This is a genomic window from Peribacillus sp. QJM3NY_7 (genome assembly GCF_056173225.1).
The window spans coordinates 3,432,191-3,458,274 of the sequence record NZ_CM149663.1; the positions used below are offsets into that span (position 1 = coordinate 3,432,191).

The 26,084-nt window shown below is 40.8% G+C and carries 24 protein-coding genes; 1 reads left to right on the top strand and 23 read right to left on the bottom strand.

The window, feature by feature from the left end; translation table 11 throughout:
- Positions 1-18: 18 nt before the first annotated feature.
- The 21 genes from hisC to AC0VX1_RS16455 form a co-directional block, all read right to left on the bottom strand.
- Positions 19-1,131 carry a histidinol-phosphate transaminase gene (hisC, locus tag AC0VX1_RS16355; protein WP_475467974.1) on the bottom strand — a complete coding sequence of 371 codons (1,113 nt, stop codon included), beginning with the start codon at positions 1,129-1,131 and terminating at the stop codon, positions 19-21.
- Positions 1,132-1,212: 81 nt separating this feature from the next.
- Positions 1,213-1,581: a chorismate mutase gene (gene aroH, locus AC0VX1_RS16360; protein ID WP_082609239.1), complete on the bottom strand. Its 369-nt coding sequence runs from the start codon at positions 1,579-1,581 to the stop codon at positions 1,213-1,215.
- Between the two features lie 24 nt (positions 1,582-1,605).
- On the bottom strand, positions 1,606-2,685 hold the full coding sequence (aroB, locus tag AC0VX1_RS16365) for a 3-dehydroquinate synthase (protein ID WP_475467976.1): 1,080 nt from the start codon (positions 2,683-2,685) through the stop codon (positions 1,606-1,608).
- Between the two features lie 3 nt (positions 2,686-2,688).
- Positions 2,689-3,861: a chorismate synthase gene (gene aroC / locus AC0VX1_RS16370; RefSeq protein WP_475467978.1), complete on the bottom strand. Its 1,173-nt coding sequence runs from the start codon at positions 3,859-3,861 to the stop codon at positions 2,689-2,691.
- A 252-nt stretch (positions 3,862-4,113) separates the two neighbouring features.
- Positions 4,114-4,887 carry a CheR family methyltransferase gene (locus tag AC0VX1_RS16375; RefSeq protein WP_475467980.1) on the bottom strand — a complete coding sequence of 258 codons (774 nt, stop codon included), beginning with the start codon at positions 4,885-4,887 and terminating at the stop codon, positions 4,114-4,116.
- A gap of 187 nt (positions 4,888-5,074) precedes the next feature.
- Positions 5,075-5,521 carry a nucleoside-diphosphate kinase gene (gene ndk, locus AC0VX1_RS16380; protein WP_034308008.1) on the bottom strand — a complete coding sequence of 149 codons (447 nt, stop codon included), beginning with the start codon at positions 5,519-5,521 and terminating at the stop codon, positions 5,075-5,077.
- A 96-nt stretch (positions 5,522-5,617) separates the two neighbouring features.
- Entirely contained in the window at positions 5,618-6,580 is a 963-nt protein-coding gene (hepT, locus tag AC0VX1_RS16385; protein WP_413023415.1) for a heptaprenyl diphosphate synthase component II, read from the bottom strand.
- Positions 6,581-6,614: 34 nt separating this feature from the next.
- The gene (locus AC0VX1_RS16390; protein ID WP_034308012.1) at positions 6,615-7,325 is read right to left on the bottom strand and encodes a demethylmenaquinone methyltransferase; all 711 of its coding nucleotides are present in this window, start codon (positions 7,323-7,325) and stop codon (positions 6,615-6,617) included.
- A gap of 3 nt (positions 7,326-7,328) precedes the next feature.
- Positions 7,329-8,159 (bottom strand): heptaprenyl diphosphate synthase component 1, encoded by an 831-nt coding sequence (locus tag AC0VX1_RS16395; RefSeq protein ID WP_106026837.1) that lies wholly within the window; start codon positions 8,157-8,159, stop codon positions 7,329-7,331.
- Positions 8,160-8,408: 249 nt separating this feature from the next.
- Positions 8,409-8,657 carry a trp RNA-binding attenuation protein MtrB gene (gene mtrB / locus AC0VX1_RS16400; RefSeq protein ID WP_034308017.1) on the bottom strand — a complete coding sequence of 83 codons (249 nt, stop codon included), beginning with the start codon at positions 8,655-8,657 and terminating at the stop codon, positions 8,409-8,411.
- Between the two features lie 20 nt (positions 8,658-8,677).
- A complete protein-coding gene (gene folE / locus AC0VX1_RS16405) occupies positions 8,678-9,244 on the bottom strand; it encodes a GTP cyclohydrolase I FolE (RefSeq protein WP_034308020.1) in 567 nt (188 codons plus the stop codon).
- A 305-nt stretch (positions 9,245-9,549) separates the two neighbouring features.
- Positions 9,550-9,822: an HU family DNA-binding protein gene (locus AC0VX1_RS16410; protein WP_034308023.1), complete on the bottom strand. Its 273-nt coding sequence runs from the start codon at positions 9,820-9,822 to the stop codon at positions 9,550-9,552.
- 504 nt (positions 9,823-10,326) lie between these two features.
- Positions 10,327-11,805, bottom strand: a complete 1,479-nt coding sequence (spoIVA, locus tag AC0VX1_RS16415) for a stage IV sporulation protein A (RefSeq protein WP_034308024.1) — start codon at positions 11,803-11,805, stop codon at positions 10,327-10,329.
- Between the two features lie 233 nt (positions 11,806-12,038).
- On the bottom strand, positions 12,039-12,764 hold the full coding sequence (locus AC0VX1_RS16420; RefSeq protein WP_413011002.1) for a hypothetical protein: 726 nt from the start codon (positions 12,762-12,764) through the stop codon (positions 12,039-12,041).
- A gap of 13 nt (positions 12,765-12,777) precedes the next feature.
- Positions 12,778-12,975 carry a DUF2768 domain-containing protein gene (locus tag AC0VX1_RS16425; RefSeq protein WP_048681698.1) on the bottom strand — a complete coding sequence of 66 codons (198 nt, stop codon included), beginning with the start codon at positions 12,973-12,975 and terminating at the stop codon, positions 12,778-12,780.
- A 698-nt stretch (positions 12,976-13,673) separates the two neighbouring features.
- Entirely contained in the window at positions 13,674-15,047 is a 1,374-nt protein-coding gene (locus tag AC0VX1_RS16430; protein ID WP_475467983.1) for a putrescine aminotransferase, read from the bottom strand.
- Between the two features lie 304 nt (positions 15,048-15,351).
- Positions 15,352-17,460: a sigma-54 interaction domain-containing protein gene (locus AC0VX1_RS16435; RefSeq protein ID WP_475467985.1), complete on the bottom strand. Its 2,109-nt coding sequence runs from the start codon at positions 17,458-17,460 to the stop codon at positions 15,352-15,354.
- Positions 17,461-18,316: 856 nt separating this feature from the next.
- Positions 18,317-19,654: an APC family permease gene (locus AC0VX1_RS16440; protein ID WP_413010998.1), complete on the bottom strand. Its 1,338-nt coding sequence runs from the start codon at positions 19,652-19,654 to the stop codon at positions 18,317-18,319.
- A gap of 376 nt (positions 19,655-20,030) precedes the next feature.
- Positions 20,031-21,083 (bottom strand): NAD(P)H-dependent glycerol-3-phosphate dehydrogenase, encoded by a 1,053-nt coding sequence (locus AC0VX1_RS16445; RefSeq protein WP_413000890.1) that lies wholly within the window; start codon positions 21,081-21,083, stop codon positions 20,031-20,033.
- A gap of 16 nt (positions 21,084-21,099) precedes the next feature.
- A complete protein-coding gene (gene der, locus AC0VX1_RS16450) occupies positions 21,100-22,410 on the bottom strand; it encodes a ribosome biogenesis GTPase Der (protein WP_034308039.1) in 1,311 nt (436 codons plus the stop codon).
- Between the two features lie 497 nt (positions 22,411-22,907).
- On the bottom strand, positions 22,908-23,528 hold the full coding sequence (locus tag AC0VX1_RS16455; RefSeq protein ID WP_475467988.1) for a YphA family membrane protein: 621 nt from the start codon (positions 23,526-23,528) through the stop codon (positions 22,908-22,910).
- A gap of 112 nt (positions 23,529-23,640) precedes the next feature.
- On the opposite strand from AC0VX1_RS16455, the gene AC0VX1_RS16460 reads away from it, so the two are divergent.
- Positions 23,641-23,772 carry a YpzI family protein gene (locus tag AC0VX1_RS16460; RefSeq protein ID WP_065311210.1) on the top strand — a complete coding sequence of 44 codons (132 nt, stop codon included), beginning with the start codon at positions 23,641-23,643 and terminating at the stop codon, positions 23,770-23,772.
- A 67-nt stretch (positions 23,773-23,839) separates the two neighbouring features.
- Here the strand turns inward: AC0VX1_RS16460 and fni are convergent, their stop codons facing one another.
- Both fni and rpsA read right to left on the bottom strand, forming a co-directional pair.
- A complete protein-coding gene (gene fni, locus AC0VX1_RS16465; protein ID WP_057276316.1) occupies positions 23,840-24,886 on the bottom strand; it encodes a type 2 isopentenyl-diphosphate Delta-isomerase in 1,047 nt (348 codons plus the stop codon).
- Between the two features lie 19 nt (positions 24,887-24,905).
- A complete protein-coding gene (gene rpsA / locus AC0VX1_RS16470; protein ID WP_323597750.1) occupies positions 24,906-26,045 on the bottom strand; it encodes a 30S ribosomal protein S1 in 1,140 nt (379 codons plus the stop codon).
- Between the last annotated feature and the right edge of the window lie 39 nt (positions 26,046-26,084).

Genomic DNA, 26,084 nt, shown 5'->3' on the forward strand with positions numbered 1-26,084 from the left:
TCTAGGTTTGATGAAACGTTAAAGCAGCGAATCAGAAGGTGCCTCAACTTCATTCAAAAAAGCTTTAATAGCATGGATCATTCCTTCATTTTCTTCCGTAGAACCAATCGTTACCCTCAGGCTGTTAGGAAAACCGAAAGATTTCCCCGACCTTGCGATGAAGCCGCGCTCAAGCAAATATTGAAATACCACATCGGCATCCTGTTTAAAATGGATAAAGATGAAATTACCTTGTGACGCGTAATAAGCCAAATTTTCCTTATTGCAAAATTCATAGTACTGCTTTAGCCCTTTTTGATTTTCTTCCTTGCATTTTTCAATGAAGTCCTGATCTTCCAAAGCGACGATAGCAATATTCTGTGCAAATGTGTTCACATTGAATGGTTCCCGGGATGGATCTAGTTTCTGGATGATATCCTCATCCGCCAAACCGTACCCTACCCTAAAACTGGCAAGTCCATAAATTTTCGAGAAAGTCCGGAGTATGATCAAATTTTTATATTTATTGATCCATTGATTCGTTCTAGGGTAATCCTCAGCCGTTGCATATTCACAATAAGCTTCATCCAAAACGATAAGAACATCTTCCGGCACTTTTTCGATGAACGATAATAAGTCCTGTTCCGAAATGTATTTACCTGTTGGATTATTTGGTGTACAAAGCCATACAACCGATGTTTCATCATCTATTACTTTAAGCATTCCTTCTAGATCATGAGCACCGTCAATATGAGGAACTTCCCTTATTTCCGCTCCTTCTAGTATGGCATTATGGCGATACTGCGAAAAAGTGCCTGTTGCCATGACCGTATTCTTTCCAGCTCCCAATAGACTCCTGGAGATGATTTGAATGTTCTCATCAGATCCATTTCCAAAAATAAGCTGAGTTTCTTTCACACCTGTATGTTTCGCAACAGCTTCCCTTAGCATCGTTGCATATCCATCTGGATAGATGGCAAACGAATGGGTTGAATTCCTAACGGATTCCTTGACCTTTTCCGAACAGCCAAAAGGATTTTCATTTGAAGCTAATTTCGTGATTTTTTCCAGCCCATATAATTTTTTCACTTCATCAGTGGATTTTCCCGGTTGATAAGACTTCAAGGAAAGGACCGCTTCATTCCATTTCATGTCAATCACCTCTATATTTTTATCACTTTAAAGTAAGAAAGTGTGAGAATAGTATATCATATTAATAGATTTATAATCATCTTATATCTGCTTTGTCAAATCTGGCCGTAATACCGTAGCCCCTGCCTGGTATACATGCTGTATCTCTTTTTGAGATTTTGTCGTATTTACGTGGATCATGACCCGGATGCAAAATGGCAAGGAATTGCTCACCGGTATTTCTTTCATGCATGTAACCGGTACATAAGTCCAGCCTTCGAATTTCCTCAAGGCTTTGGCAGGGAAGACAGAACGAATCTCTTCCGTAGCAGAAAAAAATACAGAAGCTACCATATCGGGATCAACTTCGTTGACCTGAATGATCTCGGCCATCAACTTTTCGACAGCAGAAATCACTTCCATTTCTGTGTCACTTTCTACTGTAGTGGCACCCCTTATTCCTCTTATCACACGTAGTCCCCCTTCTACTGAACTCTAAATCATCTCCGCCATTTCCTCTATCAGCTCAGAGTCGGCTATATCCATTAATAGCGGTGACCCCACTTCGTTTAGCAGGACAAAGGTAGCTGCATCATTGACCGATTTTTTGTCTGTTTTCATTAATTCTAGCAGCATTTCATGTTCAAGTCGGGTTGGAATGGTTATTTGATAACCTAAAGAAGAAACCCAGGCAATAAACTCATCTAGTTTAAAATCAAGATCCACTTTCTTTCTGCTTAGTTTAAGAGCATATACCATCCCGATTAAAATCGATTCCCCATGCGTAAAGTTTCCGTATCCCATTGAACCTTCCACTGCATGTCCAAGCGTATGACCAAAATTCAAAAAGGCACGAATGCCGTTTTCCTTCTCATCCTCTTCGACAATTTTAGCTTTAATGCCAATCCCTTTTGTAATCATGGTAAGGAATTGCTCATCCGTTATATCATTCAAATCAACAATATTCGACTTTAACCATAGATAAAGCTCATTATCTGCTATCAAGGAATGTTTAATGACTTCTGCAAAACCTGACCTTAATTCTTTAAGTGGCAGAGTCTTTAAAAATTCCAGATCATAAATGACCGCTTCAGGCTGATGAAAGGCCCCAATCATATTTTTCCCTAGCGGGTGATTGATGGCAACCTTGCCGCCCACTGCACTGTCGTGGGCAAGCAAAGTCGTCGGAACCTGTATAAATGGAATCCCTCTCATAAATGTAGCTGCAACGAATCCAGCCAAGTCACCGACTGCACCGCCGCCAAGGGCAATAATCAATGACTTTCGATTAATCTGTTGTGTTAAGCAGAAGCTTTGGCATTCATAAAACACATCGAATGTTTTAGCATGCTCCCCTTCTGGCACTACATGATGCAAGACCGGTTTTCCCGTCTTGATCAGGGCGTCCTTCACAGTCTGCAAATGAAGTGCCGCCACTTTCTCATCAGTTATGATCAGAATCTTGTTTAGATGATTCAGCTCATGTGTTATTAATTCGGGCAATTCATTGATTGCCTTCTTGCCAATTAAAACCGGATATTGCTTGGAAGCCGTTTTTATTTGGATGGATTCCATGATTTAAAACCCCTTTACTTCTTCCCGATATGATCTTATGTACTCTGCTAATTGCTCATAACGATCTGAAGGGAATTGATCAACGATGGCAGCCGCCAGTTCCCATGCCGCTACCGCCTCAGCAACTACTGCTGCCGCAGGAACCGCACAACTATCGGAACGCTCGACACTTGCTTCAAACACTTCCTTCGTATCAATATCAACACTTTTCAAAGGTTTATATAAAGTGGGGATCGGCTTCATCACACCGCGTACAACTATTGGCATTCCAGTTGTCATACCGCCTTCAAAACCTCCAAGGCGATTGGTTTTCCGGTAATAACCCTGTTCTTCATCCCATGCGATTTCATCATGGACATCACTGCCGAATAGATGGGCCGCTTCAAATCCTAGACCTATTTCCACCCCTTTAAATGCATTGATGCTCATTATCGCTGCGGCTAGTTTTGCATCAAGCTTACGGTCATAATGCACATAACTTCCCACTCCTACCGGCATTCCTTCTACAATGACTTCGACGATTCCGCCGATGGAATCTCCTTTTTGTTTCGCTTCATCAATTGCATCCTTCATCTGCTGCTCTACGTTTTTGTCGAAACATCTAACGGAAGATTCTTCTGTTACCTGTTGCAATTGCTGGATCGTTTCGTATTTTGGCGGTTCTGCCTTCACTCCGCCAATTTCCAAAACATGCGATGCCACTTCTATCCCCAATAAAGACAATAGTTTTTTTGCGACAGAACCTGCCGCCACCCTTACTGTCGTTTCACGGGCTGAAGATCGTTCCAGAACATTTCTCAAATCGCGGTGCCCATATTTAATCCCGCCGTTCAAGTCGGCATGACCAGGGCGAGGCCGGGTGATTTTACGTTTAATTTCTTCAGCTTCCTCTTCTGAAAGCCCTTCACTTCCCATAATCTTTGTCCAATGTTTCCAATCATCGTTCTCGACCACCAAAGCAACCGGTGAACCGAGTGTGTAGCCATGTCTGATTCCTGAAGAAATAAAAGCCTGATCTTTCTCGATCTGCATCCTTCTTCCACGTCCATGCCCTTTTTGCCGGCGTCCCAATTCTTGATTGATATCCTCATTCGAAATCGGCATTCCTGCCGGTAATCCCTCAATGATAGTAGTCAGTTGCGGACCATGTGATTCTCCCGCTGTTAAATATCTCATCTTCCAGCCCCCTTTTAGCACTTTAAAGTGTATATGTATCAATATACCACAATTTTATGAAATGTGGGTATATGTAAAACGTAAAAACCATATTGTTTGAATTTAATCATTTTTCACTCTATTTTACAAGCACTTAAACATTTTCGATATAGTTTTTCTTTCAAATCAGAGTTCTACTGGATTTGCTATTACTCGACAAACGAAAAGGACTGAACGCCCATGAGCAGAATCAGTCCCTTTTTTAAATAGTATTTACTTTTTCTTATAAAAAAATGTGTCGATCGTTTCAAATTGATATTTTCCAGGGGTGAATATTTGCTCTGTACTTCCTACAAAAAAAACCCCGCCGCTTCTTAGTGATGCACTGAATTTTTCATATAACAAATTTTTGGCTTCTTCCGTGAAATAAATTAGCACATTGCGGCAAATGATTAAATCGAACCCCTGTTCAAAACGATCAGCGAGAAGGTTTTGCTTTTTAAATGTCACCCTTCTCTTGATTTCTTCATCAACGCGATAAAAATCCGTTTTTTTTTCAAAGTATTTCCTTTTGATTTCTTCAGGCACTTCATTTAAGGAACGTTCAGGATACATCCCCAATTCCGCTCGCGCCAACACATTTTCATCCAGATCCGTCGCCAATATCTCTATCTGGCTAAGTGGAACCAGATTGGATAAAATCATGGCAAGTGTGTATGGTTCCTCGCCAGTTGAACAGGCCGCACTCCAAATCTTCAACTTTTTTTTGCTTGCTAATAAACCTGGAAGGATTTTCTGCTCCAACACCTTCCATCTTTTCGCATTTCGATAAAATTCGGAAACATTGATTGTCATTCTATCCAGAAACTCATTTAAAACTTCGGGATTGGTTTGAATGTCTTTATGGTATTCACGAAATGAATGATATCCTCTTTTTTCATATAGAGATTTCAATCGCCTTTTCATTTGCCCTTCCTTATATAATGCCAAATCAATGCCTGTCAGCGTTTTGATATTACGAATAAACTCTTCATATTCTTGAGGCATTCCTACGACTCCCCTGCACATAATTATTTAAGTGGTCCTTCCCTTTATATATCGGAGAGTGCCATATTTTCTTTAAACTACAATAATTCCTTACCATCCCGGGAAGCTAAAAAAGCAACGCAAAAAAAAACGGGTTCCATCGCATAATGACGATGAAACCCGCTTCCTATATAGTGATGAGTACTAATTAATAAACCCACTCGTTTACAAGTTTAGAATACTCAACAAGTTCTTCTTCTTTGAAGAATAAACCGATTTCACGTACAGCGCTTTCAGCTGAATCAGATCCGTGAATGATGTTTTTGCCGACAGTTACCGCAAAATCGCCACGAATTGTTGCTGCTGCTGCATCTTTAGGGTTAGTAGCACCCATCATTTGACGTGCTGTAGCGATTACATTTTCACCTTCCCAAACCATTGCGAAGACAGGACCTGAAGTAATGAAGTCCACTAATTCGCCAAAGAAAGGACGTTCTTTGTGCTCGCCATAATGTTGCTCAGCCAATTCTTGAGAAATGACCATTAATTTTGCTCCTGCAAGAAGGAAGCCTTTCTTTTCGAAACGGGAAACGATTTCACCGATTAAATTGCGTTGAACGCCGTCAGGCTTTACCATTAAAAAAGTTCTTTCCATGAATGTCACTCCTAATATGTATCATTGTTATTTGCCTATATAAGGCAATACTTTTAGAATATTACCATTGTTTGATGAGTTTCGCAACTCCCATTATCAAAACTTTCTTTTTCCGATATTTTTCGCGATATCCGATAAAGTTTTTCTAGCTTTAATGGCAGGAAGACCCTTCAACTCAGTAAAAGCTTTTTCTAAATACATATCACTGATCCTCGCTGCCTGTTCAATGGCACCGGAAGTTTTTATCGCATTGATTATATGGGACATTTCATCTATTGGCGTATCTTCCCGAACAGTTTCGATAAGCTTTTTTAACTTTGGATCCTCCATAGCGATCAAAACGGGTAAAGTGATATTACCTTGAATCAAATCACTCCCGGCCGGTTTACCAAGCTCTTCTTCCGACGCCGTAAAATCCAATATATCATCGGTGATTTGATAGGACATACCGACATAATATCCGAATTTAAATAGCTTTTCGTGAATTGCCTCTTCAACACCTGCTGAAATGGCTCCCAACTGGCAGCTGGATGCAATGAGCAATGCCGTTTTCCGTTTGATCCGTCTAAAATATATCCGCCAATTCTGTTCGAAATTATACTTATCTTTAATTTGTTCAATTTCCCCAAGACATAGTTCAACCATGGTATCAGCGAGAATTTGATGCGCAAGCGGAGACTCGATGACCGCCATCATTTCCAGTGCACGAGCAAAAATGAAGTCGCCTGTGTACATGGCGACACGATTATCCCATTTCGACTTGATGGTAGCCGACCCCCTGCGTAAATCCGCATCATCCACAACATCATCATGTACAAGGGAAGCCGTATGAATCAGTTCCAGAGTCGCTGCGACATGCTTTACGACATGAATATCATAGTTGCCAAACTTCGCACCCAATAGGACGAATACCGGACGGATCCGTTTTCCACCGGATTGCAGTAAATGCAGGGAAGCTTCCCTTAAAACCGTGGAATCCGCTTCAATTGCGGCTTCCAGTTCTTTTTCTATTAATTGCAAATCTGCATTCAAAAATGAATACATCATTTTAAATTTCATACATTCCACCCAGCTTTGTCCATTGCTATTCTGCTTATTTTGAAGGCTTGTACCCGAAATGCGTTGCTGCTACCCCACCGAAATGGGCTTTATAACTGACATTTTCCATTCCTGCCTGCTTAAACATGTTTTCAAGCTTTTTCATGCCTGGGAAATCTCGAGCCGATTCCTGCAACCATGAGTATTCACTATAGCTTTTTGCGAATAATTTGCCGAACATGGGCATGATGAAACGGAAATAAAAATAATATCCCTGTTTAAAGCCTAGCATCGTTGGCTGTGACGTATCCAGGCAAACGACCATACCACCTGGCTTCGCTACACGGTTTAATTCTTTAAGCACTTTCATGTAATCAGGGACATTCCGCAGCCCGAAACCGATCGTGACATAGTCAAAGCTATTATCCTCAAAAGGAAGTTCCATTGCATTCCCATGCATTAGGGAAACTTGATCCAGATTGAGTTCCTTCACCTTTTGTTCGCCGATTTTCAGCATGTTTTTACTAAAATCCAGACCAACAACCTTTCCTTCTGGTCCTACTTCATTAGCAAGGGCAATGGTCCAGTCCGCTGTTCCACAGCATACATCCAGTGCATGGGCGCCTTTTGGGACATTCATGATGGCCATTGTAGCCTTCCGCCATTTAAGATGCTGTTTAAAGCTGATGAGGGAATTCATCTTGTCATAATTTCCGTAAATCTTTTCAAAGACATGATGAACTTTTTGCTCTTTAGACTGCTCCATGATTCACCCTTCTTTCACATATGAATTTGCCATACTCTCTGTTTGTTCCAAGATGGCCTTCACTCTTTCCAGTAGTTCATCATCCAACTTTGCCAGCTTCCGCATCGAGCGTTCTACGGATTGCCTGGCATCCCTCAGGCACTTGTCGAATTGGGTGCGTACCTGTTCTTCCTTTTCCGAAATGGGAACATCCCCACCGATCGAGTCATCAAAAGGCATTTCCCTTAGGACATCAAAAACTATTGATTCCCCCGACTTCATATAACTTCTCTTCTCGGCATGCAACCGTTTTAAAAGCAGCAGATCTTCCGATATCTCTATCCAGACAGGCTCATTATAGTAATCCGCAAGTTTCTGAATCAGCGAAGCCTCGATCGCTTTTATCGTCATTAAAAGCGTTGGTACATCTTGAATCGACCCTTGTTGGTATAGAATGATTTTATTATCATTTATTTTTTTTATCGCGCTTGAAAGGATACGGATCATATCAACATTACCTATACTGGCAAGCCCTTGATAATATAAGCCACTATAGTAATCACCGGCAAGCACTTGTAATTGGCGATTTTTCAATACCTCCGGCGACTCGATTCCTTCACCCGAATTTGAGACGATTTCATGGGTATCCAAAGCTATTTGCACTAACATGGTTGAAATGATGTATTGATTCCGTTTTTCGCTTGTAACGTCCAAATCGTTAAACAATCCCCAAAGCAACATCAGTTTATCTTCGTCCAAGCTTGGCTTTTGTATATACTTCAACAAATATGGATGTTGAGCTTTCGTTTCTATTAATCGTTTTAATTGCCTTATGTCGTCCGTTATGTTTAACAATTGAGATCACCCTTGCATCCCCGAAAGATAATTTTTTTCATACATACATATTGGTTTCTGTCTGTGTAAAATACACATTATTATACCATAAAAACAATCAGATGAAATGGTCAACGTTTATAAAATGAAACTTCCAAAAACAAGGAAATCATCGACTTTTGCTCTTCAAAAAATGGATGCGGGAAATTTACAGCTTGTTAAACGCGTATCAGGTGATTGATTTATAATTAACCAAGCATTGAGAAACGATCATTTGTCAGGTGAATTCTTTTTGGAATCACTTTCTATCTCTCCGAATGGAGTATAGACCTTTGCATGGCCCCTGATTTTAATTGCCGAGGTATGCTCCGTGAATTGTGCGATCATCACCTCTCCTGAGTCCAGTTTTTCGGAGTGGTGAAACTTGGTGTCCGTTCCCCTTGTCAACCCGATGACATTCACACTATCCTCAATGGCTTTGATTACGACAAAATCATTCAGAATCTTTTTATCATTCATTTTTTCCTGCCCCCATATCCTTAGTCTTTAATGAATGCCAGTACTTCAGCTCTAGTACGGTGATCCTTCGCAAACGTTCCCCTTACAGCTGAAGTCACTGTTTTAGATCCGGGTTTTTTCACGCCTCGCATGGTCATGCACATATGTTCAGCCTCGACTACAACCATTACACCATGAGGCTCGAGCTTTTCCATTATCGAGTCTGCAACTGTAGAAGTGATGCGCTCTTGAAGCTGCGGACGCTTCGATACAGCCTCAACCGCCCGTGCCAATTTGCTTAAACCAGTCACTTTTCCGTTTTTCGGAATATATGCTACATGGGCTTTCCCGTAAAAAGGGACTAAATGATGTTCACATACCGAGTAAAACGGAATATCCTTTACAAGTACGAGTTCTTCATGGTCCTCCCCAAAAACAGTATCGAAATATTCCTTTGGATCCTGATTAAGTCCAGAAAAAATTTCTTCATACATTCTGGCTACACGAGCAGGAGTATCCAGCAGTCCTTCCCTCGTTGGGTCTTCCCCTACAGCCTCGAGAAGCATTTTAACCGCTTCTTCTAATTTGGCATGATCAACATTAGCCATTTTTTGTACCTCCTAAAAAATCAATAATATTATGTATTCAGATAAAAAAACCAAAGCGCGTTGCACCCGGAAATCCATAATTGCAATTATAAAGCGACCGATTACCCAAAGATTCAAGCCCTTTAAAGGCGGTTTCGCCAGAAGCGGTTTCGGATGGGTATTTTCTTGTGACAGATTTACCATCTGAAGCGTATCTAAAATATTCACTGTCTTTTATATTATCACAGATGGAAATTAAGAAGCAAAAAAAGGACCGCGTTTTCACGCGGCCCTTTTCGGTTAAGCACCCGTATGTAATGGTAGAATTACTTCACTGCATCTTTCAGCGCTTTACCGGGTTTGAAAGCTGGCACTTTGCTAGCTGCAATTTCGATTTCGTCACCAGTTTGTGGGTTACGGCCTTTACGAGCCGCACGTTCACGAACTTCAAAGTTACCAAAACCGATCAATTGGACTTTATCACCGTTTTTTAGAGCTTCTAAGATTGTATCAAAAACAGCATCAACAGCTTTTGTAGCGTCTTTCTTAGAAATTTCAGTTGCTGTAACAACTTCATTAATTAATTCTGTTTTGTTCATGCCATTCACCTCCTCCCAAAAGGAATCTTTATAAAAAATCATTATTACAACACTATAATAGTGATTTGATATTAGCTTCGGTCAAAAAATTTTCATTCCCTGACAATCAAGGATTACCAAGCCGATTTAATTTCCAAATAATTCATCCAGAAATTTATAAATAGGTTGAAATCGCTGTTATAACGCGTTTTCTGTATGTAGATTATCACAAATCCTATAAGCTTAGCAAGGGAATTCAAAAAATAATGGGAATCTTTTCATCAAAAATTGTATATATTATAAATTTTGTCTTTCGCTATTCATCATTTCCCTTTTTTATAGAAATTAAACTTATTATATTGCTGAAAATCGCTTAACCACAAGGTTTTTTCAAGATTATACTAAAGAATAGCAGATTAATTCAAATATTAGCGTTCATAAATGATATTTTTCTTTCGATCCTGCCGTTTCTTCCATGTAAAAAGACCAATCCATAAATGGAGTTGGTCCGGCCTTAAACGTTTTCTATAAGATGATGGCAATCAAACCGCCACTGCCCTCATTAATAATCCTCTCAAGTGTTTCTTTTAATTTATAGCGTGCATTGTCTGGCATCATCGCTAATTTCACCTGTATGCCTTCCCTTACGTAGGAACTTAGGCTTCTTCCAAAAATATCGGAGTTCCAAATGGAAAGTGGATTGTCTTCGAAATCCTGCATCAGATACCGTACTAATTCCTCACTTTGCTTTTCCGTACCGATGATTGGCGAGAATTCGGATTCGACATCGACCTTGATCATATGGATGGAAGGAGCTACAGCTTTTAGCCTGACACCGAACCTGGCTCCCTGGCGGATGATTTCCGGTTCATCAAGACTCATATCGTTAAGGGATGGGGCTGCGACACCATATCCAGTTTGTTTAACCATTCTCAACGCATCGGCCACCTGATCATATTCTGCTTTCGCATACGCAAAGTCCTGCATCAATGATAACAGATGATCCTTGCCCCGAATCTCCACACCGACAATTTCCTTCAGAATATCATCATATAGTTCATCCGGGGCGTATAGGTCTATTTCTGCAACCCCCTGCCCCATCTCAATGCCTGCAAGCGCTGCACGGTCAATGAACTCGAATTCATTGAAATGACCGACTACACGATCAACATCCCTCAGGCGCTTAATGTCCTTGACTGTCTCTTTAACCGCTTCCTGGTAACTTTCCCTTAACCAATGATCCTCGCGCAGAACCATTACCCAGCTCGGGAGATTAACATTGACCTCGAGAACAGGAAATTCGTACAAGGCCTCGCGCAGTACGCTGTAAACATCCGATTCCCGCATTCCTTCGACACTCATGGCCAATACGGGGATATCATACTTTTCCTGCAAGGATTCCCTCAGTGCTACCGTATTCGGGTGGTGAGGCTGAACGGAATTGACAATCATGATAAATGGCTTGCCAACCTCCTTCAATTCTTCGACGACCCTTTCCTCGGCCTCTAAATAATCACTTCGCGGGATTTCTCCTATCGAACCATCCGTCGTAACGACCACACCTAATGTGGAATGATCCTGAATTACTTTACGAGTACCGATCTCGGCAGCTTCATTGAACGGAATCGGCTCTTCATACCAAGGCGTGTGAATCATGCGGGGACCATTTTCATCCTCATACCCTTTTGCCCCGGGTATTGTATAACCGACACAATCGACTAAACGGATGTTCACGTCGAGACCCTCAGCTACTTGAATCGATGCTGCCTGGTTCGGTACGAATTTGGGTTCCGTCGTCATGATCGTCTTTCCGGCAGCACTTTGTGGCAATTCATCCTGTGCCCTGGCGCGGTCCGCCTCAGACGGTATATTCGGAATGACGACTAGCTCCATGAATTTTTTAATAAATGTGGATTTTCCAGTCCTGACGGCACCGACCACCCCCAAGTATATATCGCCACCGGTCCGTTCAGCTATATCTTTAAAAATATCTACCTTTTCCAAGGTATCCCCTCCCGAATTAGAGTTTTGGGATTTCGTTTATCCATTTGCATTTATTTAGGACAATATATATCTATGATGTTGTCCTAAAAATTTATTCCATTTATTTCCCTGGTTCAATCCCTTCCTCCACCAGAAATTTTTATATAAGGGTTGTTATTTTAAAAGTAAGATGAAATAAAGATAAAAGAAATAACCCTTCCCCTACAATATATTTTGCAGAAGAAGGGTTATGCCTATTTTGTAAGAAATATTGGAGTATTTGTTTTTTCATCAATTGTATATGGTAACGAATAGGCAGGGACGAACTCCGAACTCTGCACCAGCAGTTCCCGGATATCTTCACCTTGCTTGATTTCCCCCTCATTCTTCTTCAATGCCTCAAGTAAATCCGGGGTATAATCAACAAAAACGCTGCCTTGACCATCGACTACAAGGTATAAATCTTTTTGTGAAAATGGACTCGTGACCGTCGGAGCTTCCTTCAGGCCCATCTTTTCATAATCAAGCGTGAAGACATTATCGGATAACCTTTCCTTAAACGGCGGGTATCCGTTGCTTTGCTGATAGGCAGTCAATCTCAAGGAAACATCCTGAATCTTCTGCGCCATCCTGACATCCAACAGCTTTACAGTCGGATCTTTTTCAACATTAACGAGGATGTATTGAAAGACACCCCCTGATTCAAAGGCATTGTCAGGCGGTTCAGCCATATACCTCGGCGAAATCTTAGAAAATTTTATGACATATTTTTGATAAATCGGTGTCCCTGCATCTTTAGTAACTATCGGCAGTATGCCGCCTTCATCCTTCTGAAATTGATCCACTGCACTTTGGACGGATTGTATTTGTTCTTTATAAGGCAGTTGGTTTTGCATTTTTTGCTTCTCCGGATATAAGCAGCCGGATAATGATACAGAGATGCATAATAAACATAATATTTTGAAAAAATTTCTCATCATTTCTCCTCACCTATCAAGTGGTTGGCCCGCTAAGAACAACGATAAGGATGATCAAGCCGGCCAGAATCATAAGTATGTATGCGATAATTGCTGTCAAGACTCTCCAAAAACCTTTTAATTTATAGCGGCTTAAGTAGATTAGAAATATAGAGATAACCATAAAGCCCATAGCTATAAAGGATATCCACATTTTTTGCAGAGCAGGTGTCATATCTTCATCACTCCTTTTTCCAGAAATTATTATAACATACCAAATTACGTTAAAGGAATTAAATCCTTGTCCAATCTGTGTAATTCCCGTTTTCATTACTCGTTCTCGTGAAAAAAAATTCTGAGATCAAGTTATAAAACGAGAAATATGTAATTATTCCCTCCTCCAAGCAACAAAAAAACAGCGCAATGACTGTTTCAGTTTATAAACAAACTCGATAATAATTGAGTTTGTCGACAGTTTTTTAAGGTGTTTAAAATTTGACCGTTGATTGGAACGTAGGGCACTCGCTTTACCGGAAGGTCCGCCCTCGGCTCTATTAGCGCCTGTGGGGTCTCCCTTGGCCCCGTTTTCCCGCAGGAGTCTCGTACGTTCCGTTCCAGTCAACCTTGTGTTAACAGGAAGATAAGCTCCTTATTTAAGGGTGAATACTCGAGGTGGTGAGGATACCTTTGATCAGCTTGAAATGTTTACTTAGAACACCTCTTGCAGATTAGTAGAATGGAGGTTCCCATTCATGTAAAGAAGATGGCCACCTGGACTTGACGAAGGGGAGAAATGGTGGAAATAATGACCTTGGAGAGTTCATCATTATCTAAAACTGCTACAAATTCAAAAAGGTTTCGGAATGATACCATTCCGAAACCTTTTTATCTACAGTCTGAATCAGCCAAAGGCTGTTTTTCTGCTTTTTTTAATTAAGATTGAAGAGTTGGCAAGACTTCTTTAAACGCTTTAATTACTGTATCGACTTCATCCAGCTTAATAGTCAATGATGGCTCGATCCTGATTGTTTTGGAATTAATAAGCGTACCTGCCACCAAAATGCCTTTATCAAAAAGGGCTTTTGAGAATTCATAACCCACTTCATCTTTATGGAACTCAATACCGATCATTAATCCTTGGCCACGGATTTCCAGCACCTTATCTTTGTGCTCAGCAGCCACTTCCCTTAACCCATTTAAGAAGTATTCTCCAACTTCCGCAGCACGCTGCGGTAAGTTTTCTTCCAAAAGTACGTCGATCGTAGCGATGGCCGCAGCACAAGCTAATGGATTTCCACCAAATGTCGTAGTATGCATGAATGGATTGTCGAACCAGCTTTTAAATACTTTCTCATTGGCTACAACAGCGCCTGCAGGCATTACACCGCCACCAAATGCTTTCGCTAAACAAATAATGTCCGGAACAACATCATATAGCTGGGATGCAAACATTTTACCTGTCCGTCCCATTCCTGTTTGCACTTCATCCAAGATCAATAACGCATCATATTCGTCACATAATGCCCGAACCTGCTTTAAATAATCCTGCGGAGGCAGAATGACCCCTCCTTCACCTTGAATAGGCTCTAACAGCACAGCAGCAACATCTTCACCGACCAATGCACAACTTTCAAACGTTTTTCTCATCATATCCACATCACCGAACGGTACATGGCGCACACCTGGAACCAACGGGATGAACGGTTTTCTGAACATGCCCTTTGCCGTTGCCGATAGGGAACCAAGGCTTTTCCCATGAAATGATTTTGTCGTGGAAATGATCGTGTATTTGTCACTGTACATTTTAGCCAACTTAAGTGCAGCTTCCACGCTCTCGGTACCGCTGTTCGTAAAGAATGAGTATTTTAGATCTCCCGGTGTGATTTCGGCAAGGATCTTGGCAAGCATTGCACGTAATGGATCAAGTAAGTCCTGGCTATGAAGGGCTTGTCTTTGCAATTGATCGGTTACTGCCTTTACTACTTTAGGGTTACGATGGCCAACATTATAAATACCAAAGCCACCTAAACAATCAATATATTTTTTTCCATTTACATCCGTAAAACAGGAATCTTGATCAGACCACTCCACCGAAGCGAACTGTGTGTCTTTAGTGACCGTCTTCCGGTATTCCAAAAACCCAGGGTTTACATGGTTACGGAAATTCTCGACCGTTTCTCTTGTTATCCACTGTGCATCTTCTTTTGAAATTTCTTTCTGCTCGATCAATTGAAGCACCTTTTTAATATAATCTTGAGTTGCTGATTGGTTAGCTTGAGTGTTTTTACTTTCTACGTTAATTGACATTTTATAATCTCCTTTTTTTATAGCTTTAGTTGATGGGTTAATTAAGTTTGCTTGTTTTATGAAACTTTGATGCTTACCTCCCTTTTTTCTTATACTTACTAATCAAGCAAGAAGCATGCCAAGTTAATTAACCAATAAAATCGCATTTTTTTAAAAAAAACCACTCTAAAACTATGCAAATATGCATATCGTTATTTCACTTTGCATAATCAAGTTTGGGAAATCATTGAAAAGCTTCGAAAATGCCTTCATAAAAATAAAAGCCGTTGACAAGTGATTTTCATCACTCGGCAACGGCTTTTGATCAAAATGCATCATTTTCGATTTTCTTACTTTGTTGTTCAGCTAACACTTTTTGATACTTCCTGCTCACTGACGATTGACTTATCCCGAGCGCCTTAGCCGCTTTGGTCGTGGTTTTATACTGTTTCATGGCAAGCATGATCAATTGTTCTTCCACATGATCCTGCGCTTCCTGCAGCGGAAGGATTCTCGTAATGATGGGTTTCGTTTGTTTAAAGTCACTGCCCACAGGTATGAACCTTTGAATGAAGTCAGCATCGATCATCTCTTCATCTGCCGAAACAACCAACCTTTCAATCATGTTCTGCAACTCACGAATGTTTCCCGGCCAAGTATAGACTTCCAGTATATTTAATGCATCAGGGGAAAAGTGATAATTCCGCTGATACCTTTCATTCAGTTTTTGCAGGAAATGAAAGGCTAGCGGCGGGATATCCTCCGGCCTTTCCCTTAATGGGGGCACATGTATGGGTATGACGTTCAACCGATAGAATAAATCTTCCCGGAACGTGCCCATCTCGACCATTTTTTCCAGACTCTTATTCGTGGCCGCAACAATTTGAACATCAATGGAAATGGGTGTAGTGCTGCCAATCGGAATCACTTCCTGTTCCTGGAGTACCCGCAGTAGCTTGACTTGCAGATGTATGGGCATGTCACCAACTTCATCCAGGAATAAAACACCTTTATTGGCCTGCTGAAAGTATCCTACCTTCCCATTTTTATCCGCTCCTGTAAAGGAACCCTTCGTATAACCAAACAATTCACTTTCGAGAAGGTTTTCCGGAATCGCCCCGCAATTTATCTTCAGGAAAGGCATTTTAGATCGCCTGCCCATTTTATGAATGGCTTCAGCTATCACTTCTTTACCTACTCCCGACTCCCCATTAATTAATACAGTAGATGAAAAATGGGCGATTTTCTTGACTTGGCTGATTATCTGCTCCATTTTAGGACTTGCAAAAACCAACTCTTTATAAAATTGATCCTGTTTTTTGAAAGAGTCCAGTTCTTTCCTCATTTCATTTAATTCCGATTTCAATTGTGTCGTTTCAGTTATATCCCTTGATGCAATGACTATTCGATCTATTTCCCCTTTTTCATTGAACACAGGGGTGCCGACGGAAAGGACTTTCTTATTCATTTTCGTATCTTGGACAATCGATACTTTCTTTTTTTGTTCAAGGACTAACCGGGTTACCGAAGGATTAAAAATCCCTTCATCCTCTAATTGCAAGAGATTCTTCCCGATATAATCTTTTAAGTCCTTCCCCCAGAATCCCGAGATGATGCTGTCACTATAGCGCAGCAGCTCTCCTTTTTGATTGACTACAAGTATTTCATCATAGATATTCGCTAAAATGGCATTCAAATCTTTATTCGAGCTTTTTATCAATTCTATTTCCATGGCCATTTCCTCAACCATCGGTAAATCCTGAACGATGATGATCAGGCCTTCGACTTCTTTTTCATGGTTCAGAATCGGGCTATAGTCGACAAGCACACTCATGACATCAGTAATCTCCAACTGATTCAGAATACTGCTCCCGCTGGCAAACACGCTATGTATATGCTGCTTATTGAAGATGCTCGCAGCAGGTTCATTAATGACTTGTTCAGAAGGTTTTTTTATCATCTTCAAGCCTGATTCATTGAAGTTCACGATATTCTTTTCTTTATCAGCCACAAATATCCCCATAGGAATGGAGGTTAATATAACATTTAACAGGTCTAAATTTTGTTTGCTGTCCTGCTTGAATAATTCAGCTAATACATCTTCCCTTTTTACATAACCGGTTAGCAGGCCATCATCCGTTTTTATCAGTACGATAGGCTCACCGATAATTTGAAACAAATGCGGCAAGGAAATGTTAGGGTGCAATTTACAGACATTATCAATCGAAAAAGCATACTGTAAAAGCTGATCGACTGTCGTTATTTTTTCATTTAACGGGAGGTCATCCATGCGGATATACGCAAACACTTGATTTTCCTTCATAAGAAAGAAGAAAGGTTCCTGTATCTCATGAATATTTTGGTCTGAAAATGTAGGCTGATCAATTGTTATAGTTATGAATGGTCTAATTTTATCATCCGGAATAGATAACACAGTTTCACTCTCCTTTTGTAACCTAACCTATATTTTATCACAATTCCGAATTGCAAGATAAAAAATAAGAGGCACCATTACTCATATCCAGCATTTACCTTTACTCATCCCACGACAAAAGGGTCCTTTAACGGACCCTTTTGACCTAAAAACCTGATATGCAGCTTAGACTTATTTTATAAAAGACCGTCCACCTTATCTTATACATTCCAATCATGTTTGAATTTTGCTTATTCCTGTTTGTTATGATTCGTGGATGGCCGTCCTCTGCCAGGGCTTTTTATACAGATAGGACAGCTCCCTCCATACCGTCATTACGGCTTCATACCCTGTTTTCAACACTATAAGGAACCAAGGGTAACATATATGCTTCCATGCTTCTGCCCCCGTCGCTATTCCTTATTCATCCCCCTACATAATTTCCCAGATAAATAACACCCACTTTCCCAACCATGACACGGGATCCGTCACAATAATCAGTAAATTCAATGCTTATGGAAAGGTCAGTACAAAAGGAAATTTATTAAAAGCAATATAATTGAAATGAATAATTAATCCATCAGTGTCGACTAACCTGCAAAAACAGGCGTATGTATGAATGGACTTTTGCATATAAACCTACACCGAACCTGCCGAAGGAATGACTTTGCCACATTACATAACCGTACGCCGGGAAAAGCATTACCATGAAAGCTCCCGGGCACCATACTAAGCGACATATTCTTGCCCTAAGCGCTGAATACATGTTGCTAACGCCATGAACGGAAATAGACAACAAGCAATAGCATTAATGTCCTCTTCATTTCTCATCAGGCATATAACACCCTCCCTCGTGTAATGAAACAGTAGAATAAATTCACTGTGCTTTTTCAAATTGGAATAGCGGAGGGGATTCCGTAAACCATTTTGTCCGATATAGAAGATAACCAATCCCAATTACCGCCCAGACTATTCCTAAAATCAAGGAACTCATCTCGAGATTAAGCCAAAGGATGAAGACCGAAGCCGCGCCTAAAACGGGGGACAGAATAGTTGAAAGAAATCCTTTAATCGTTCTGAAGCTTTTGTTTCTTATCGAATGGACGATTACACAAATATTCACGAAGGTAAAAGCGATTAATGCCCCAAAGTTTATGAGGGAAGTGGCCGTAACCAAATCAAGGAATAAGGCAACCAGTGATATCGACCCGACAAAAATGACATTAAAAAATGGCGTGTTGTACTTGGGGTGGACAAACCCAAATAGTTTTTTCGGAATCATTTGGTCACGCCCCATGACATATAGCAACCTAGAAACACTAGCGTGAGATGCAAGACCGGAGGCAAGGGTACCGCATAAGGTTCCTGCAAGAAAGAATGCCTGAAATAACTTCCCGCCCACGAAAAGGGCAATTTCCGGAGAAGCTGCTTCAGGATCGCTAAAACGGGAAATATCCGGGAAAAATAACTGTGTAAAGAATGATGCCGTCACGAATAAAACCCCTCCGATCAGGGCAGTCAAAAAGATGGCCCGGGGGACCGTTTTGGATGGATTCGGTGTTTCTTCCGATAAAGTAGTGACTGCGTCAAACCCCAAAAAAGAAAAACAAAGGATTGTTGCACCAGTTATGAGCGTCGAGATTTCCATATGGGGTCCGATGAATGGCTGAACCGACAAGACCTCTCCAGTCCCTTCTCCACCCATGACTCCTTTAACGACAAGTACCCCAAAAATGACGATGACCAACATTTGAAAAAAAACCAGGAAGCTATTAAAGTTGGCCGCAAAATTAACATTGAATAAGTTAATGACTGTCATTAAAAGGACAAATGCCACCACCCATATCCATGGGTATACTTCCGGAAAAAGAGCAGTTAAGTATATTTTTGTCAAAATGCCGTTCACCATCGGTAAAAATAAATAGTCAAGTAACGAAGACCACCCGACGAGGAATCCTAAATGCGGACTGATCGTTTTTTGTGTGTACGTATAGGATGAACCTGCCTGCGGATATATTTTAACCATTTTCCCATAACTTGCTGCTGTAAACAACATTGCCAAAAGAGCAATGATATAAGCGGTCGGCACATGCCCCCCGGTTTTTTCGGAAACTATCCCGAATGTATCAAAAACAACCATCGGCGTCATATATCCAACACCGAGCAATACGATATGCCACAAGTTTAATGACCTTTTCAGATTACCTGTTTGCATGTATCATTCCCCTTCCTTTTATGCGAGAAAAGTTAAGACAAACTTTTCTAGCCTCCCTTATAAATTTTTGGTCATATTACACTTCGCAATTTTCATACCAAAAAAAAGGGTCGATTTTTAACAAAAAACAAGGAAATATGTAGAATGATTTATGCAAAATCGAATAATCTATTCAATTATTCATAAATAGAAGATTTTTTGCCAATAAAAAAAAGCAGAAGATATTTAGATATCTTCTGCTCATTTGACTAAATCCCCCGTGCCGAGGTCAAATTACTAGTTTACTTTCGTTGCATTGTATGCTGATACACGGCAAGGCGCATCATCAAATGCCTAATTTAATGAAATTCTTTTATGAAAATCAACAGATTGGAGATTAATCCTGCTGCCTGCTATCCAATATGTTAAAAAGTTCTTCCATCTCATTCGTTTTTGAACGATTCATCAAAAGGTCAACTGCCTTTTTCACTTCTTCCCCATTGAATAAAACATCGTACAGGGCTTCGGTGATCGGCATATTCACTTCGTACTTTTGGGCTAGTTGATAGGCGGCTTTAGTGGTTCTGACACCTTCAACGACCATCCCCATGTTTTCCAAAACTTCTTCAAGCTTTTGCCCTTTACCAAGCATATTCCCAGCTCTCCAATTACGGGAATGAACGCTTGTACAAGTGACGATCAAGTCGCCAATCCCAGCTAAACCTGAAAACGTTAGTGGGTTAGCCCCCATGGCCACCCCTAGACGGGATATTTCAGCCAACCCTCGTGTCATTAATGCAGCCTTGGCATTATCCCCGTAGCCTAAACCATCCGTAAGGCCGGCACCCAAAGCAATGATGTTCTTTAATGCCCCACCGATTTCAACACCAATCAAGTCCGGATTTGTATAGACACGGAAATTATTATTGATAAAGATGTCCTGAACCCTTTCGGCAGCTTTCATATTCTTTGAAGAAACGGCAACTGTTGTCGGGTGACGTAAACTGACTTCTTCTGCATGGCTCGGTCCAGAAAGAACCACTATATCTTTAAGCCAATCCGCCGAAGAGACTTCTTCAATCATTTCTGATATACGAAGCAGTGTATCAGGTTCAATTCCTTTACTCACATGAACGATCGTCAATGGTTTATCATGAGCCTCTTTAATCTGGCCAAGCACTTCCCTGTAGGCTTTTGTCGGCACCGCCAAAATAATTATTTCAATCCCGGCCAATGCTTCCTTAAGGGAAGAATAACCTTTAATCCCCAAAGGCAATTCAATCCCAGGCAAGTATTTTTCATTCGTATGATTTTGATTGATTTCATCGATTTGTTTCTGATTATGTCCCCATAATCTCACTTCATGCTGGTTATCAGCGATTACAAGCGCTAAAGCAGTCCCCCAGCTCCCCGCTCCAATCACTGCGATACTTTCTTTTTCTTTTACCACGGTATAACCACCTTTACTATTTTCTCTGGCGTCCAAAAATTCGTATTGGTGTTCCTTCAAAACCAAAGGCATCCCTAATTCGATTTTCTAAAAATCTCTCATATGAGAAATGCAATAACTCCGGATCGTTAACGAATACGACGAAAGTTGGCGGCTTGATGGCTACCTGTGTCGTATAGTAAATTTTCAAACGGTTTCCATTATGAGTCGGTGTCGGATTCATTGCCACGGCATCCATAACCACTTCATTCAATACATTTGTCTGAACCCGGATAGCATGATTCTCACTAGCCTGATCAATGACCGGTATTAAGGTATGTGTCCGTTTTTTCGTTAAGGCAGAAAGATAAATGATTGGCGCATAATCCAAGAACAGGAAATGAGCACGGATCTTTTCTTCAAAATCCTTCATCGTTTTTTCATCTTTCTCGATGGCATCCCACTTATTGACGACGATGATGACCGCCCTACCCGCTTCATGGGCATATCCCGCAATTTTCTTATCCTGCTCACGAATTCCTTCTTCAGCGTTCAGGACTACAAGAACAACGTCTGAACGTTCAATTGCCCTTAATGCACGAAGTACGCTATATTTTTCCGTACTTTCATACACCTTGCCTTTTTTCCGCATCCCTGCTGTATCAATAATGACATACTCTTTGCCATTATACTTATACGGAGAGTCAATCGCGTCACGAGTCGTACCTTCAATATCACTGACAATGACGCGTTCTTCACCTAACAATGCATTGACCAGAGAAGATTTACCTACGTTCGGTCTTCCAATCAAACTGAATTTAATGACATCATCAGCATAATCCGGGCCGTCAAATTTAGGGAAATGTTTAGCCGCTTCATCCAGAAGGTCACCAAGGCCAAGTCCATGAGACCCGGAGATCGGGAATGGATCGCCAAAACCTAACGCATAGAAATCATAAATTTGATCTTTCATTTCTGGGTTATCGACTTTATTTACTGCAAGGACAACCGGCTTTCTTGATTTATATAGTATCTTTGCGACCTCTTCATCAGCAGCTGTTACACCTTCACGACCATTCGTCATAAAAATTATCACATCAGCTTCGTCAATGGCAATTTCAGCCTGCTGGCGAATTTGTTCTAGGAACGGCTCGTCACCGATATCAATTCCACCTGTATCAATAATGTTGAAATCATGTGTCAACCATTCACCCGAACTATAAATCCTGTCCCGGGTCACTCCTGGAACGTCTTCAACAATCGAAACCCGTTCTCCAACTATTCTATTAAAGATTGTCGATTTTCCCACGTTCGGACGACCGACTATCGCAATTACCGGTTTTGGCATTGCTATTCACCCTTTCTGCTACTATATCTCTGTCAAAGTCACGAAATTCATGAATGCATTTATTACGGTTGCTTTGCATTATTGATTTTCATAATTTCCTTTTAAAGGAAAAGGTTGTATTCATCATCATTTAAAGGAATCTTTCATCAGTAAGGATAATCCCAACTGATGTTCAGTTAAACTCATCAGGTATTCACGGGCGGTTTGTCCACTTGACGCCCCGGTTCCTTAGGTGACATGAAGCTGAACCCTCTGCATGCTAAAACTTGATTCTAAACAGCCCAATAAAATGAAGAAAGCTTCGGCATACGGCTTCCTTTTTAATTGTTTTGAGCATTTTACGATTTATCTACAGACCTCTAACTATCCTATAGTAACAAATTTCTCGCCAATCAACAATGATTGTATGAATAAAAGCCTTCCAATTCCAATTGGTTCCATTTATATTTCTGCCTTTTGATAAAACAGCTAATACCCCATACTAATTTTCTCCATACTCATTGATTAAAATTCTCTTTTCCTTGTTTTGATAAAAATCTCGAATGGGAAATTGTATAAATGTATTGGCCAACCAGTTCCAACATTCTCCACAGTATGTTTGCTCCCAATACCTTTACGGCATTATCATGCCATGCGTAAGCAAGGGCCACATAAGGTAAAGAGTGGTAAGCAAGTAATCCGGAATATATGATATCTCCCAGCAGCATCCCAATTAAAAGGACGAACAATCGATGTTTCCAATTTTTAAAAAGTAATAATATAAGATAATTCAGGAAAATACACAATAGATAAGAAGGTTTCATTATGAGCCATATCGGATCAAGTAAAGAAAAAAGTTGAAAACTCGCATAGGCGAGAGTGATAATAAGACTTCCGCTGATCAGTTCCATCATCTTGATGATGGATTTCTTCCTAATATATACACACAGAATAAAGAAAAGATACGGTCCGCTCAAATGCACGGAAACCAACGGAGACTCCAGTTTATAGCCCGCTAATACCATTACGGCCAATAGATGAAAAAGAAAATCAAAACGAAAGGGAACCGTTTTCGGAATAAAATACATGACAATGACCCAAACTATCCATGAAATCCAATAAAATATAATTCCATCCATGCAGCGTCCCCCCTTTTAGGAACATTATGGGTTGTTTATTCAAAGTATAAACGTTAAGCACGGCATTTAATGAGGAAACCTTACCCCATTCATTTAAAAAGGAGGTGTGAACATGGGAAAAGATCGACAAGAGAAGAAGTTAAGAGAAAGTAAACGGGTGGAGTCCGACAGGGACCAATCACTGGGTCATAAAGGGGCAACAAGAATGGAAAGCCCTGAAGAGGCACGAAAAAGGAATAGTTAAGTCTATCCATGAACAAAAAGGAAGCATCTCCATTCGATCCAATGAGATGCTTCCTTTTTGTGGTCATTCATTTAGCATACGCGGAACAATCAATGCCTCTTTGAGATAACCAATGATAGGTATTTCCTTTGATGACTAATTTCGATTTTCTTAACTCTGAGATATTACCGCATCCGAGTGCAGTCATGATGACCTTTAAATCTTCATGTATGTAATGTATTTCTTTAATCAAATGCTCCAAGCCCAACTCTTTATAGAGCTTGAGGAAATGTCCAGCCAATCCGACACCTTTCGCTCCTAGCGCCAGGCTTTTTGTAATTTCCAAAGGGCTTTGAATGCCACCCGACCCAATGACTGAAAGCTGTGGTGAAACATTCACTGCTTCGACAATCGAAGCGGCTGTCGGTATGCCCCATTCATTAAAATATCCGAGTATTTTTGCTCGTCTTTCATTCTCGATTTTAGCAAAGTTCGTTCCGCCAAACCCGCCTACATCAATGATTGAAACACCTACGGAATGTAATTGCCGTACCGTTTCCATACTCATCCCAAATCCAACTTCTTTTACGATGACAGGAATTCCGATCGTTTCATTGATTTTTTCTATTCTCGAAAGGGTACCCGCAAAATCCCTGTCCCCTTCAGGCATCGTCAATTCTTGGATGACGTTAATATGTATTTGAAGGGCATCGGCCCCGATCATTTCGCTTGCCCGCTTAGCCTGTTCGACTGTTGCTTCACCACCGAGATTACCAATCAACACACCATCAGGATTTTCCTTCCTTACAACTTTGAAAGAAGCTTGCTGGCTAGGATCCTTGATGGCTGCCATTTGCGATCCTACCGCCATGGCGATTCCCGTTTCCCTTGCAGCAATGGCTAGGTCACCATTCAATTTTTCCGTTTCAGGGCCTCCGCCTCCGGTCATGGCATTTATAAAAATTGGCGAACTTAATTCAAGTTCGCCAACTTCTGCTGTGAGGTTCACATTATTCAAGGAAATACCTGGTAAGCTTTGGTGAATAAACGAAATATCTTCTAGTCCGGTTTGATGCTGCTGTCCTGTCTTAAGCGCAAATTCTATATGATCTAATTTTCGTTGTTTTCTCTCCAAGGCCATCACCATTATTATCTTATTTTAGTTTTTTCAATTGATCACCGATCATTTCACCTAACTGAAAACCCTTCGATTCTTCAGGCATCTCATAATCTGATGTGTTGTAATTGGATTGAGGTTCTTCAAGTTCCTTGATGCTCAATGATAAACGCTGATCCGTTTCATTGACTTCCAGCACTTTCACTTCGACAGACTGGCCTTCTTTAAGTACTTCTTGCGGTGTGGCAATATGCTTGTGTGAAATTTGTGATATATGGACAAGCCCTTCTACGCCTGGAAAAATTTCCACGAATGCACCAAAAGAAACAAGGCGTTTGACGATACCTTCCAGTTTAGAGCCTTTGGCAGCTTTTTCTGCAATTCCTGCCCAAGGTCCAGGCAGGGTATCCTTGATGGAAAGTGAAATCCTTTCATTATCACGATCGATGGATAGCACTTTCACCTGCACCTTATCCCCTTCGGACACGACATCGGATGCCTTGTCGACATGCTGATGGGAAAGCTGGGAAATGTGGACAAGGCCGTCTACGCCACCAATATCCACGAACGCACCAAAATCGGTAATCCTTTGGACCACACCCTCAAGCACTTGCCCGCTTTCAATCTTATCCAAGACGTTTGCTTTTTGCTTTTCCTTTTGGTCCTGGACCACTGCCCGATGTGAGAGGATTAAGCGATTTTTGTCTTTCTCAAGTTCAACGATCTTGAATGTTAAAGTTTTGTTTTTGTAATCAGAAAAGTCTTCAACGAAATAGTCTTCTACTAGAGAAGCTGGAACAAAACCACGTACGCCTAGATCTACGACAAGCCCGCCTTTGACGACATCTTTAACTTCAGCCTCAAATACGTCTCCATTTTCAAATTTCAATTCCAGGTCATCCCATGCCTTAAGAGCGTCAATTTTACGTTTTGATAGAATGAGAGCTTCTTCTTCGACTTTAATGACTTCCAGCTCCAATGCATCACCTTCCGAAACGGCATCTGACGCCTTTTCGACATGCAGGCTTGAAAGCTCACTGATAGGTATGATTCCATCAGTCTTGCTGTTTTCCACATCGACAATGACCTGTTTTTCTTCTACCTTTGAAACGGTTGCTTTAACTTGATCCCCAACTTTGTAATCGTTCACTTCTACTTGGTTCATATCTTCTGTCATTACTAACTCCTCCTTAACCCATGACTGATCAGCAAATTT

Coding starts and splice junctions, on each gene's coding strand:
- AC0VX1_RS16410 (WP_034308023.1), bottom strand. CDS start 9,822: ATGAACAAAACAGAATTAATTAATGAAGTTGTTACAGCAACTGAAATT.
- AC0VX1_RS16440 (WP_413010998.1), bottom strand. CDS start 19,654: ATGCAAACAGGTAATCTGAAAAGGTCATTAAACTTGTGGCATATCGTA.
- AC0VX1_RS16420 (WP_413011002.1), bottom strand. CDS start 12,764: ATGATGAGAAATTTTTTCAAAATATTATGTTTATTATGCATCTCTGTA.
- AC0VX1_RS16430 (WP_475467983.1), bottom strand. CDS start 15,047: ATGTCAATTAACGTAGAAAGTAAAAACACTCAAGCTAACCAATCAGCA.
- AC0VX1_RS16425 (WP_048681698.1), bottom strand. CDS start 12,975: ATGACACCTGCTCTGCAAAAAATGTGGATATCCTTTATAGCTATGGGC.
- hepT (WP_413023415.1), bottom strand. CDS start 6,580: ATGAAATTTAAAATGATGTATTCATTTTTGAATGCAGATTTGCAATTA.
- der (WP_034308039.1), bottom strand. CDS start 22,410: ATGCCAAAACCGGTAATTGCGATAGTCGGTCGTCCGAACGTGGGAAAA.
- ndk (WP_034308008.1), bottom strand. CDS start 5,521: ATGGAAAGAACTTTTTTAATGGTAAAGCCTGACGGCGTTCAACGCAAT.
- AC0VX1_RS16455 (WP_475467988.1), bottom strand. CDS start 23,528: ATGGATGGAATTATATTTTATTGGATTTCATGGATAGTTTGGGTCATT.
- AC0VX1_RS16460 (WP_065311210.1), top strand. CDS start 23,641: ATGGGAAAAGATCGACAAGAGAAGAAGTTAAGAGAAAGTAAACGGGTG.
- folE (WP_034308020.1), bottom strand. CDS start 9,244: ATGGCTAATGTTGATCATGCCAAATTAGAAGAAGCGGTTAAAATGCTT.
- hisC (WP_475467974.1), bottom strand. CDS start 1,131: ATGAAATGGAATGAAGCGGTCCTTTCCTTGAAGTCTTATCAACCGGGA.
- AC0VX1_RS16375 (WP_475467980.1), bottom strand. CDS start 4,887: ATGCCTCAAGAATATGAAGAGTTTATTCGTAATATCAAAACGCTGACA.
- rpsA (WP_323597750.1), bottom strand. CDS start 26,045: ATGACAGAAGATATGAACCAAGTAGAAGTGAACGATTACAAAGTTGGG.
- AC0VX1_RS16390 (WP_034308012.1), bottom strand. CDS start 7,325: ATGGAGCAGTCTAAAGAGCAAAAAGTTCATCATGTCTTTGAAAAGATT.
- aroB (WP_475467976.1), bottom strand. CDS start 2,685: ATGGAATCCATCCAAATAAAAACGGCTTCCAAGCAATATCCGGTTTTA.
- mtrB (WP_034308017.1), bottom strand. CDS start 8,657: ATGAATGATAAAAAGATTCTGAATGATTTTGTCGTAATCAAAGCCATT.
- aroC (WP_475467978.1), bottom strand. CDS start 3,861: ATGAGATATTTAACAGCGGGAGAATCACATGGTCCGCAACTGACTACT.